This is a genomic window from Undibacterium sp. 14-3-2, assembly GCF_016595265.1.
Taxonomy (GTDB): Bacteria; Pseudomonadota; Gammaproteobacteria; order Burkholderiales; family Burkholderiaceae_D; genus Undibacterium; species Undibacterium aquatile.
The window spans coordinates 646,676-658,860 of sequence record NZ_JAENGS010000002.1 but is presented as its reverse complement, the minus strand read 5'-3'; the positions used below and the strand labels follow the sequence as shown (position 1 = coordinate 658,860).

Here is a 12,185-nt window from a genome sequence, read left to right as displayed (position 1 = left end):
CCGTCATGCCATCACTGTGATGGCAAAAGCAGGTCATTGAATAACATATGAACTCTCATCAGCGCATCATTACACTGTGTCTCAGTGCGGCATGTAGTGTGGCGCTGATTTTTTTTGCTTATTTATTTTTCGCACAAAAAGAAAAAAGCGAAATTCGTCTGGCCGGGGACAGGCAACTGCAAATCATTGCATTGGATCTGGAGTCGGTGCTCGAGCGCTACGAGACTTTGCCGTACTCGATTTCGTATCTGCCACTGGCCGCGCAGGTATTGGCGCATCCAGCCGACAAAGCGCTGGTGCAGCAATTAAATCTGACGCTGCAAGATATGCAGCAGCAGGCAAAAATTGCCGCGATTTATCTGATGGATGCGCAAGGTCTGACGATCGCCTCCAGCAACTGGAATAGCGCACAAAGTTACATAGAAAAAAATTTCAGCTTTCGCCCCTACTTTCAGGATGCGATGGTGAAAGGTGGTGGGGTAGGCCATTTTTATGGGGTTGGCAACACCACGAGTATCCCCGGTTATTTTATTTCCCAACCGGTTTATGCATCGGCCGCGCAACGCAGTCATAGTGCGCCTGTCGGTGTGATTACGGTCAAGATCAGTTTGGATGAATTTCAGAAATCCTGGCGCAGTAATAATGAACCGATAGCATTGACCGATCGTAATGGTGTGGTTTTTCTCAGCAACCGCGACGAATGGCGCTACCGCAGTTTGCGTTTGCTGGATAAAGATGTTTTAAACGATATTCAGGCGACCTTGCAATATTCCGGTAAGCCGGTTACGGCCATCAGTAGCCTGCCCAAAAAAGATCAGGCTGGCTTTGGTGATTATCTGACGCGTCCGATTGGCCGCCTTGGCTGGCAACTGATGCTGTTTCCTGATGAAAGCAAGGTGGTGCAGGCAGGTGTGCAGGCGGCGGTGATTTCCATGTTGTTGCTGGTGCTCGCGGCAACCGTTGCCGGTGTTTATTATCAACGCCGACGCCGTATCGAAGAACGGCAGGCGGCGGCAATTGCTTTACAGCGCGCTGCTGATGAACTCGAATTAAAAATTGAGCAGCGCACCGGTGATTTAATGCTTGCGAATACGCAGCTCGAAGAGCAGTTCCATAAATTGCAGACGACAGAGCAAGTGCTGCGTTCGACGCAGAATGAAATGGTGCAGACAGGTAAGTTGGCGATGCTGGGGCAAATGGCGGCAGGAATCACCCACGAACTGAATCAACCGCTGACCGCCATCCGCGCATTTGCCGACAACGCTGCGACTTATTTGCAGCGCGGCAAAACCGATGAGGCGGTAGCGAACCTGCAGCATATCAGCGACGCCAGCGCACGTATGGGTTCCATCATCGCTCAGCTCAAAGGATTTGCCAGAAAGAGCAGCGGGCAACTGGGCGCGGTCGATGTGTGTTCCGCCGTGCATGCGTCCATCGCGATGTTGCAGAGCGATATTGAGCGGCTCAAGGTAGAGGTACAACTGGCGATGCCAGATAAAGTGCTGGTGCTGGGCGACAGTGTGCGGATAGAACAGGTCTTGATCAACTTGCTCAGAAATGCGCTGGACGCGGTGGAACCCGCGGCAGTAAAAAAAATTAAAGTACTGCTGGAATTAAGTGATGCGCACATCAGCCTGCAGATTATCGATAGCGGCGCGGGTTTGCCGGAAGACGTGATTAGCCATTTGTTTGAACCGTTTTTCACCACCAAGCCCAGCGGTAAAGGCTTGGGACTGGGGTTGGCGATTTCGTCTTCTATTGTGCAGGCGATGAATGGCAGTCTGCATGCGGGCAATCATATTCATGGCGGAGCCCAGTTCGTGATCCGATTGCCCGTTTTGCCGGAATAACTTTGTCAGAATAATACTGGGGGGAGTATATTTTTTTGTCCTTTGTTTTCCTTGAGGTTAGACCGAAAAAGTTAAAATGAGGGGGGAGTATCTGATTTTCCTGGCATTCGCAGCCAGAATAATCAGCGCTATTGAGAGGAATAAATTGTGTCAGCTTTGTCGGTTGTATTAATTGAAGATGAACAAGCCGTGCGTCTGGCAACCACGCAGACGCTGGAACTGGGTGGCTTTACCGTCGCTGCTTTTGCCAGCGCAGAAGCGGCGCAGGCGCAATTGTCCGCAGGCTTTAGCGGGATCGTGGTGACGGATGTGCGCTTACCGGGAAAATCCGGGCTGGATTTACTGGCCGAGTTGGTCGCTGCGGATAAAGATTTACCGGTGATCGTGATTACCGGACATGGCGACGTCAGCATGGCGGTAGAGGCGATGCGCGCCGGTGCGTATGATTTCATAGAAAAGCCATTCTCGGCCGAGCGCTTGCTCAATACCTGTTTGCGCGCGCAGGAAAAACGCCGTCTGGTGCTGGAAAATCAGCAACTGAAACAAACGCTGGCGAATCGTCCGGCGATGCCTGAGCTGATCGGGCAGTCCGCGGCAATCGAAAAAATCCGCCATTTCATCCGCAATATCGGGCCGACGCCAGCCGACGTGCTGATTCACGGTGCGACCGGCACCGGTAAAGAAGTGGTGGCGCGCCAGTTGCATCTGGCGAGTGGACGGGCGGGCGCATTTGTCGCGATCAATTGCGGCGCATTGCCTGAATCCGTATTTGAAAGCGAAATTTTCGGACATGAGGCGGGCGCTTTTACCGGTGCGCAAAAACGTCGTATCGGCAAGCTTGAATACGCTAACGGTGGTACGGTATTTCTCGATGAAATTGAAAGCATGCCATTGGCGATGCAGGTTAAACTGCTGCGCGTGTTGCAGGAGCGCCGACTGGAACGACTGGGCGGCAACAATCTGATCGAACTCGATTGCCGGATTATCGCCGCAACCAAAACCGATTTGCTGGCGCTGAGCGCAGAAAATAAATTCCGCGAAGATCTGTATTTCCGCCTGGCGATCGTGCATGTGTATCTGCCGCGCCTGAATGACAGACGCGAAGATATTCCCCTGTTACTGGCGCATTTTTTACAAGGTGCAGCACAGCGTTTTCAACGCCCACTACCGGAATGGAGTGCGGCCGAAATGCAGCTCTGGCAGCAACGCGACTGGGTAGGTAATGTGCGTGAATTACGCAATTTTGCAGACAAGCTGGTGCTCGGTGTCGCTGATATGCAGAGTCAGAACGAGAGTGAATATGTGAACGAAAACGCGACTGATAAACAACCGCTGCCGGATGCGAACAGTCTGCCGAAAAAACTCGAGGCTATCGAAGCATCGCTGATCGCACAGGCGCTGCGTACGCATCAATCGAACGTCGCGCTGGCAGCCGACAGTCTCGGTATTCCTAAAAAAACCCTGTACGACAAACTCAAAAAATATCAGCTCAATTGAGTGAGTGGCGCTGATAATAAACCCGGGCGCGCTGAGTATTTAGCTGAGTTGCTGATACAGGCTGGTGACTTTATCCATCTGTTCCAGAATGCGATCACTGCTGGTGGCAACATTGATGGCAGACTGATGCCGCGTTTTAGCATCATCCGCTTGTTGCAGGGCAAGGTCGAAAAATAGCCATTGTTGCTGCGCCAGTTCAAGCTCATCTTTAATTTTTGCGGTGTTGACTGGTGCGTTCTTCAGCGCGTTCTGGGCCGCGACGAATTCTCTGCGCGCGCTGTCGAGCAGAGTGCTGGCGTCGGCTGGCGCGACATTCCATTGCCGACCTAAATAAAGCTTGGCCATTTTCTGCGACAACATCCTTTGCCTACCGGCGAGGTTGACCCATTTACCGCTGCTGTTTCCGGCAAGTTTTTCCAGTTGCAGCGTGCTGTCATCGGCCAGTTGCATCAGCTTGTCGCTCGATACGAGGATGCTTTTGCCATCGGTCTTGTTGGGCGCTTTCCCCACCAATAATTGTTTGTAATCGAGCCAGATTTTTTCGGCTTCGCTCAGGCGCGATTTGATGTCGGGATTCGGCGCGAAGGTCCGTAATTCCACCAGCTGGCGATCAAATACGGATAAGGACTGATCCAGAATTTTTCTGGCGTGTTCGGCATCGATATCCATGCCTAACTGCAGATAGGCTTTCGCCAGTCGCTGTGCCAGCATGCGCTGTCGTCCGGCTTTATTGATCGCATCACTGATGTTATTCACTTGTGCCGACGCCGGCAATATCAGTCCGCTGCTGAGGACCAGGCTGGTGAAGATGAAGGTTCTGCGTTTCATGATTGCTCTCCCGAATGACCTTGAGGATGCTAAGGGGTGGGGGAGTGCGCGTCTATTCGTCATTGGAACTAGACGCGGCAAGGCAAATGCCGGATACGTGGCGGCTTCCGGCTTATCAAGATACTCCGGGGAGTATCTGAACAGGCCTTTTATTGATGCTGACAATAAGGCTTTTTACGAAAAAAGAGGGGGGAGTATCTGGTAATGGGAAGCCGGACACGTAGGCTGAGATGCAGCATGTCCGGCATCAGGGGAAGGCGCTGACGAGCTAACACGTGTTAGCCCGCGTGGCGGCAGGTTTTACCACATCAGTGGCAATGCGACGAAACTACAGAGCATGATCCAGACGATGCCGCCGAAAGAGAAAATTTTGTAGCCCATGACTTGCGCATCAACGGTATCTTCTAATTTCAAAATCGCATACAGGCCATGATACAGCACGCTGGCCGCCAATAGCAGACCCATAATCACGCAGGCGATCACCAGCCAGAGATCGGCGGATAACAAGCCCAGACTGGATAACCACATCGGCACCGCAGTAATGCTGGCCAGCAGAAAACTATCCTGAAAGTCCATGGTCACCTGATGATCTTTCGCCAGCTTGCGAATCAGCCAGCCCATCAGCGGTACGGTCATTAATTCCATGATCAGAAAAACGGCAGCCACATCAAGCCAGCGTAGGTAAGGCGCATCAACCCAGTATAAGGCGGCATGATGGCTGCCCGCATACAGCAATGCCAGCGGCGGTATCAATGAGCATGGCAACACCAGCAACAGAAAACTACGGATCACAGAAGGGTGAATCTTACTCACCGTATCCCAACCGCCATGAAATGAAAATGGCATTTTTCCCAGATTCAGCAGATTCATCATGTCTCGTCCTTATCCTTATTGTGCTTTGATGGATATCGGTGTCAGTCTGGCTGCTCACCAATCAGTGAACTCGTGCAGCGGGCATCCGCCAGGGGAATTACTGATGCACAGAATTTATACCAATGTATGAAATAAGCAGAGAAAGTCAAGGAAGCGATAGGCGGTGCTGCGTGAAGGACCGGTCTTTGCGGGTCATCGTCGGCACTCATGCGCAACAAAAAAAAGCCACGCTGACCGCGTGGCTTTTGGTAAGAAGCAAGGCGAATTATTCTGCGCCCATTTCCTTGATCAGTTTGTCTGCTTTATCGACATGTTTCATTTGCCATAACATGTAGCGCAGATCGACCTGAATCGAACGGGTATTTGCTTTGTTGTAATCCCAGTCAGAGATGATGGAATCGAGAGTACCATCAAAGGCCAGGCCGATGAATTCACCTTTTGCATTCAGCGCAGCAGAGCCGGAATTGCCACCAGTGATATCGAGTGTTGCCAGATAGGCGAGTGGCACTGCTTTCAACTTAGGATCTACATATTTTCCGAAGTCTTTGGCTTTGATTGCGGCCAGCTGAGCAGCAGGCGCATTGAATTCACCCTGGCCTGTCGCTTTTGGCGGAATACCGTTGACTGTCGTGAATGCAGACCATGCCAGACCATCGGCTGTGCCGTGATCGCGTCCAGCCACTTTACCGAATGTCACGCGTAATGTGCTGTTCGCATCAGGGTAAACCGCTTGTCCTTTGCTCTTCATGAAGGCGATTTTTGCTTTCATGTAGTTGGCATAGGCTTGTTGGATTTTACCTGCCAGTTCTTCGTCTTCCGCTTCGCGTTTCAGACCGCCTTCATACATTGCTACCGCTGCTTTGATGAAGCTGTCGTTGCTGGATTTAAAGTCTTCAGGTTTAGCGCTCAGCCAGGCTGCACGCGTCGCTTTATCACCCAGTTTGCTGCTAGCATACAAGTTATCCAGCAAGGCTTTCAGGTCAGCTTCGTTCATGCCGTCTTTGATGCCAATCGCCGCATCGAAGTTGGCGCTGCGCTGATCTTTTGGCAGTGCAGCGTATTGGCTCAGACTGTTCAGTACCAGCGCTTTATCGACCTTCTCTACATAGTTGCGCTCAACTGCTTCCACACCTGCTTTAAAGCGTGGCAGGTCGCGGACCTGGAAGCCAGCTTTGCGCTCAGCATCCGGTTTCGTCGTTTCATTTGCCAGGCGATACAGACTGCGGGCAGTGCTCAGCAGACGCGGATATGAACGGTCGAGGAAAAATTCACGTTTGCCTTGTGCATCGCGCTGAGCGATCAGTTTTTCTACATCCGCAATATCGCTGGCAAATTCTTTTGCGCGGGCCGGATTGCTATTGACCCATGCTTTTAACTCTTCATGTTCTTTAGTTTTGCGGGCAAGAAAATCGCTGCCAGCGTAACTGTCGAGCATGCCCTGACGGTTTTTGTAGTAGTTGTTGATACCGGCAACCTGGCTGGCATATTTCAGCTTGGCGTCAGGATCATTGGCGGTTTCTTTAGCGATGATCGCGAGTGACTCACCGGAAGCTTTGACGAACGCAGGGTAGCTCCAGTCAAATGTGTACGCGACTTCAGATGGCAGACGGTGACGGTTAGTGCGGCCAGGGTAGCCCAGTACCATGACGAAATCGCCTTCAGACAAGCCGTCTTTTGCCAGTTTCAGGTAATGTTTAGGAACGTAAGGAACGTTATCCTTGCTGTAGTCAGCGGCTTTGCCATCCTTGCTGACATATGCGCGGTAGAAACCGTAGTCGCCGGTGTGACGTGGCCACATCCAGTTATCCGTATCACCACCGAATTTGCCGACACCTTCGGCAGGTGCGTGTACCAGACGGACGTCACGGATTTCCATCTGTTTGATCATGTAAAACTCAAGACCGCCATAGTATGGATAGACGTTGCAACGGTGACCGGCATCTTTTTCGCATTCGGCAACCAGGGCTTTGGAGTTTTTTTCTATCGCGTCAACGCGCTTTTTGCCTTCCAGTTTCGCAACATCTTTGCTGATAATTTTGTCCGAAACATTGGTCACTTCTTTGGTGACAAAAATACGTGAGCCGGGTGCTGCGGGCAATTCTTCTGCCAGCGTATTTGCCAGGAAACCATTCGCCAGCAGATTGCGCTCAGGCTTGGAGTTGTACGCCACGCTGCCATAAACGCAATGGTGGTTGGTTGCAACCAGACCTTGTGGTGAAACAAAAGAAGCCGAACAACCACCGAGACTGACGATGGCGCCCATAGGGAATTCTGTCAGTTTGGTTAAGCTTGCCGGATCCAGTTTTAAACCGGCGGCTTTCAGCTCTTTAGCTACTTGTGGCAGCTGTTGTGGCATCCACATGCCTTCGTCGGCATAGGCGACTGAGGCTGTGCTCAGAACTGCCAGCGTAATGAGTGTCTTTTTCATGGTTTTATTATTGAAAAGTGAGAAAACGAAGTGAGTCTATCCCTTGGCTCAGTATATGAATACTGGACACAGTGAGTTTAGTCGCGAAAAATTCCGAAAAGTTCAAATTCACGTCTAATTTCTGCAATTAATCCTGATGCGATCGCTTGTTTCGGGATTTTTCAGACATTTCAATTTTCAGTCGGCGTCGGAAATGCAGTCAGTATGCAAGCGAACATCAATTTTTAAGGCGACATGGTGTAAACTTAGCTGATGCAGATCTATTTATCTTTTCTGGTGGTCGCCCTCTATCTGGCCGCTGTTTTTATTCCGTTCCCGCAGCGCATCGTTGGCGCTGGGGTCAGCGTCCTTGCGTGGTTGCTGCATGCCGCTTCATTATGGCTGGCGGTGTTTGCGGATGATGCTTTACGTATCGGTTTTGCGACCATGTTATCGGCTGCGCTATGGGTGACCGTCTCTGTGTATCTGATAGAGAATCGTAATTTTTCACTCGATGGTTTGAAGTTTTTATTATTTCCGCCTGCAGCAGGATTTTCTATCCTGCCCGTATTTTTCCCGGGGGCAGTGATTGCACTGACAGGGAAAACAGCAATGTTTCCATGGCATGTCAGCATCGCTTTGCTGGCCTACAGCACGTTGACTATCGCGGCGTTTCATGCCGCGATCATGAGTCTGCAAGACAAACATTTACATAAATTGCGTTCACGCACCTTGCCGTCATGGCTGAGTGCGGTGATTGATAAATTGCCGGCCTTACTGACGATGGAAAAGGTCTTGTTCAGACTGATTTCTGTCGGATTTGTTTTACTCAGCCTGACCGTATTGTCTGGTATCGTGTTTTCTGAGCAGGTACTGGGCGTGGCATTTAAGTGGGATCATAAAACCATCTTGTCGTTATTGTCATGGCTGTTGTTTGCCATCTTGCTGGTGGGGCGCCGGTGGCGCGGCTGGCGTGGGAAAACTGTATTGAATTTCACGTTGTCCGGTTTCCTGACCTTATTGCTCGCGTATGTTGGTAGTCGTTTCGTGCTGGAAGTGGTGTTGCACAGGAGTCTTGTATGAAATTGCTGATGTGGCTGGTATTGGGCGTGTTGGTCATTCTGGCGATACGTAAAAAAGCTAAACCTTTGACGCAGGACAGCATGCGCAGCCGGAATGCTGAAACGACATCCGATGCGTCGTCATTTGATATGCCGGCGACGGCCGCTGCACCAGTAGAAACCATGGTTTGCTGTGCGCATTGTCAGATTTATTTACCAGCTTCTGAAGCCGTTATCCGGGAGCAGCAAACCTATTGTTCTTCAGCGCACGCTGATTTGCACTAGTTCAAAAATAAGCTGAACCCATGGCAGCGACTTTTTCTGTTTTTCCTGAGCCGACGCCCTCGTTCTGGCGATCCCTGCAAACCCTGAATATTTCCCGGGTCATCATTGCGATCAGTCTTTTGTTGCTGCTCAATTTACGCAGTACCAAAGATATCTGGGTATTTTCCCATGTGTTTGCCATTGATATTTGTACCGCCTACTTAATTTCCAGTCTGGGCTTTGCGATACTCAAAGTCGTACACACGCGGCATTTCATTTTGCAACTGCTGTCGCAGATTACGCTCGATATCATCATCATTTCCTTGCTTTATCTTGGATCCGGTGGCGGGCGTGGAGGCTTCAATATCTTATTTTTGTTTCCTCTGGCAGGCGTTTCAATTCTGGCGCCTTTATTGTGGGCTTTCTTTTTCTGTTCGCTTGTCAGTTTGTTGTTGTTGAGCGAAGGGATGTACCGTTCCCTTGAATTAGATGATGGCAGTCTGGTTTCTCAGGCCGGTTTATTCGGCGCATCCTATTTTGCTGTTGTGTACGTGGTGAATCGTCTCGCGAGTAATCTTATCCGCCAGGAGCAACTCGCGGCACTGCGTGGAAATGAATTAGTGATGCAGCAGGCGATTAATCGTCTGGTGATCGCGGATATGGATGATGGAATACTGGTGCTTGATCATTCCGGGCGCATGTTTGAGATGAATCCGGCCGCAGAACGTATGCTCGGGGGAAATCTCAAAAAAGGCATGATTGGCGTCAAATTGGCAGATGTCATCGCTTTGCGTCCTATGGTCGACACCTTGGCTGATATCCAGATCCGCAATGCGGGTAAGACGCCCAGAGAATTGGAAGATGAGATTTCATTTGTTTCTATTCCCTGCTACCTGGATGAAAGTAAAGGAAGTGTTTCCGGCTCAGCGATACCGCGCTCAGGTTTTGAACACAGCAGTTTTGGTTTCAGATCAGAACGGCCGCATTTTGTCACGCATCTGAAATTGCGGATGATTATCGTCAAGGATGCGAATGAAACTGGTCTGCAGGCATCTGCGAATGATTACACCGTTATTTTTATGCAGGATGTGTCGGATATCGAGAATCATGCGCAGCAATTGAAACTGGCATCGATGGGACGCCTGACCGCCAGCATTGCGCACGAAGTCAGAAATCCGCTGTCGTCCATTTCTTATGCGGCCTCTTTGTTGAACGAAGATATTGCTCACATAGAGGACAATAAAGAGCAGGCAAAACGCCTCTTAAAAATTGTTGACGATAATGTCGGACGCTTAAATCAGTTGATCGAAGATATTCTGAAACTCTCACGTAAGGCGCGCAATGATGTGGAGCCTTATTTCCTGATGCCGCTGGTGCTCCAGTGCGTGCAGGATTTCGTCGAGATAAAACAAGTCGCCCCCGATCTGATCGCCGTTGCTCATGAAGTAGATTTCAAAGTCAGCTTCGATCCTGGTCATTTGACTGAAATCGTTTCAAACTTGCTGTCGAATGCAATCCGGTATGCGAGCGGTCGCTCTGGCAGCATTCGTTTGTATGCCATGATAAATCCTGGCGGCCGGCAGGAGTTGCATATTCAGGATGACGGTCCCGCTATCAGTTTTGAAGTCCGTGCGCATTTATTTGAACCCTTTTATACGACATCGCGGATGGGAACTGGTCTGGGCTTGTATATGGCGCGGGAATTATGCCTGAATAACAAAGCCTTGCTAGATTATGAATATCGTGTCGATCACAGCGATGCTGAAGACAGTGAACCTAAGGGGCGTTTCGTGATTAATTTTTCTGGATTAAACGCATGAGCAACACTAGCGGCAACACTTGTCCACGCATCCTGGTGGTGGATGATGAGGCGCATTTGCGCGAGTTGTTAGAGATCACGCTGATTAAAATGGGGCTGGATGTTGATAGCGCCGAAAATCTGGATATCGCCAGAACGCTGCTAGCCAAAAACTGCTATTCGTTGGTGTTGACTGACATGCGTTTGCCCGATGGTTCGGGAATGGAGTTAGTGGAAGAGGTTAATCTTCATTATAAAAATACCCCGATCGCGGTGATTACAGCCTTTGGCAGCACCGATAATGCGGTGATTGCCCTGAAGGCCGGGGCGTTTGATTATGTTTCCAAGCCTGTGGCTCTTGATCATTTACGCAAACTGGTGCGTTCTGCGCTGGAAATAAATCTGGTCAATGAGGAATCCGAAGTGGCATCCGATGTCTGTGAAATGACGCCAGCCTCGTTTCTGATTGGCTCATCGCCAGGTATGCAGGACGTCCGGGCACAAATCAGTCGTCTGGCGCGTAGCATGGCACCGGTCATTATTACCGGGGAATCCGGTAGCGGTAAGGAACTGGCAGCGCGTGAAATTCACACATCCAGTTCGCGCGCTGGCAAACCGTTTATTGCGGTTAATTGCGGGGCAATTCCTGAAACGTTAATGGAAGCGGAATTTTTCGGTTATCGTAAAGGTGCTTTTACCGGGGCGGCAGATGATCGCGAAGGATTTTTTCAGGCGGCGAATGGCGGCACGCTGATGCTGGATGAGGTCGCCGATTTACCGCTGGCGATGCAGGTGAAGTTGTTGCGGGCAATTCAGGAGCGCCGTATTCGCAAAGTCGGTGCAACACTGGAAGAGTCCGTGGATGTCAGGATTATCAGTGCAACCCATCAGAATCTGAGTACTTGTGTAGACGAAGGGCGATTCCGGCAGGACTTGTATTACCGCTTAAATGTCATTGAGCTGCACTTGCCGCCGTTGCGTGAGCGTCTTGACGACATTGCCGATTTATCTGCTGCGATATTACGTAAGCTCGCTGGCGGTGATGTCACCTTGTCGCCAGCAGCATTGCAAGCCTTACGTGCTTATGATTTCCCCGGCAATGTCCGTGAACTGGAAAACATACTTGAGCGGGCACTCGCGTTTGCCAACGATGGTTGTATACAAGTGGCTGATCTGGCCTTACGCAATCAAAAAAAACTACTAACGGAACAGCATGTTGATGATGTTGTGCAGCCTGAGCAAATCGTTACTGAGGCTATATCAAAGAAAGATGAAGACGTTTTTTCTCCCCCTACGCTTCCTTGCTCCTTGCCTGAGTATCTGGAGAATATCGAACGCGAAATGATTATGCGGGCTTTGGAGCAGACCCGGCATAACCGGACCCAGGCGGCGGAGCTGCTCGGCGTCAGCTTCAGGCAGTTGCGTTACCAGATACAGAAATTAAAAATTCAGGATTAGTTTTCCCGAGAATTCAATTGGCGCTTGTGCGTCCGCTTTCACGCCGACGAAAGTATTGCCAGCATGTTGCCAGTGTCACTTTGCTTGCTCCCTAAGATCTGCTTCGCCTCGTTGCAGTCTTGTTGAGAACGATGCTGAAAACCGATAGA

Annotated in this window: 10 protein-coding genes; 7 read left to right on the top strand and 3 right to left on the bottom strand. The window is 50.4% G+C overall.

The genetic code is table 11. From position 1 onward, the window contains the following. Nucleotides 1-47: 47 nt before the first annotated feature. The gene (locus Undi14_RS07415; RefSeq protein WP_200179068.1) at nt 48-1,850 is read left to right on the top strand and encodes an ATP-binding protein; all 1,803 of its coding nucleotides are present in this window, start codon (nt 48-50) and stop codon (nt 1,848-1,850) included. A 147-nt stretch (nt 1,851-1,997) separates the two neighbouring features. Next, entirely contained in the window at nt 1,998-3,347 is a 1,350-nt protein-coding gene (locus Undi14_RS07410) for a sigma-54-dependent transcriptional regulator (protein ID WP_370589899.1), read from the top strand. A gap of 39 nt (nt 3,348-3,386) precedes the next feature. Here the strand turns inward: Undi14_RS07410 and Undi14_RS07405 are convergent, their stop codons facing one another. Both Undi14_RS07405 and Undi14_RS07400 read right to left on the bottom strand, forming a co-directional pair. Continuing rightward, entirely contained in the window at nt 3,387-4,175 is a 789-nt protein-coding gene (locus tag Undi14_RS07405; protein WP_186882825.1) for a type IV pili methyl-accepting chemotaxis transducer N-terminal domain-containing protein, read from the bottom strand. Between the two features lie 300 nt (nt 4,176-4,475). Then, a complete protein-coding gene (locus tag Undi14_RS07400; RefSeq protein ID WP_200179067.1) occupies nt 4,476-5,048 on the bottom strand; it encodes a YIP1 family protein in 573 nt (190 codons plus the stop codon). On the opposite strand from Undi14_RS07400, the gene Undi14_RS18395 reads away from it, so the two are divergent. Then, nucleotides 5,047-5,178, top strand: a complete 132-nt coding sequence (locus Undi14_RS18395) for a hypothetical protein (protein WP_255422764.1) — start codon at nt 5,047-5,049, stop codon at nt 5,176-5,178. The two genes, Undi14_RS07400 and Undi14_RS18395, sit on opposite strands and share 2 nt — an antisense overlap. 135 nt (nt 5,179-5,313) lie before the next feature. On the opposite strand, the gene Undi14_RS07395 is transcribed toward Undi14_RS18395, so the two are convergent. Beyond that, nucleotides 5,314-7,476, bottom strand: coding sequence for a S46 family peptidase (locus tag Undi14_RS07395; RefSeq protein ID WP_200179066.1), 2,163 nt, complete (start codon nt 7,474-7,476; stop codon nt 5,314-5,316). 252 nt (nt 7,477-7,728) lie between these two features. Between Undi14_RS07395 and Undi14_RS07390 the strand changes: the two genes are divergently transcribed. From Undi14_RS07390 to Undi14_RS07375, 4 genes are read left to right on the top strand one after another with little or no spacing between them, the layout of a single operon-like run. Beyond that, nucleotides 7,729-8,538 (top strand): inner membrane protein YpjD, encoded by an 810-nt coding sequence (locus tag Undi14_RS07390; RefSeq protein WP_200179065.1) that lies wholly within the window; start codon nt 7,729-7,731, stop codon nt 8,536-8,538. Then, nucleotides 8,535-8,801: a PP0621 family protein gene (locus tag Undi14_RS07385; protein ID WP_200179055.1), complete on the top strand. Its 267-nt coding sequence runs from the start codon at nt 8,535-8,537 to the stop codon at nt 8,799-8,801. The genes Undi14_RS07390 and Undi14_RS07385 overlap by 4 nt, the downstream gene beginning before the upstream one ends. Nucleotides 8,802-8,821: 20 nt before the next feature. Continuing rightward, the gene (locus tag Undi14_RS07380; RefSeq protein WP_200179048.1) at nt 8,822-10,600 is read left to right on the top strand and encodes a PAS domain-containing sensor histidine kinase; all 1,779 of its coding nucleotides are present in this window, start codon (nt 8,822-8,824) and stop codon (nt 10,598-10,600) included. Further along, nucleotides 10,597-12,036 carry a sigma-54 dependent transcriptional regulator gene (locus tag Undi14_RS07375; RefSeq protein WP_200179045.1) on the top strand — a complete coding sequence of 480 codons (1,440 nt, stop codon included), beginning with the start codon at nt 10,597-10,599 and terminating at the stop codon, nt 12,034-12,036. The genes Undi14_RS07380 and Undi14_RS07375 overlap by 4 nt, the downstream gene beginning before the upstream one ends. Nucleotides 12,037-12,185: the final 149 nt, after the last annotated feature.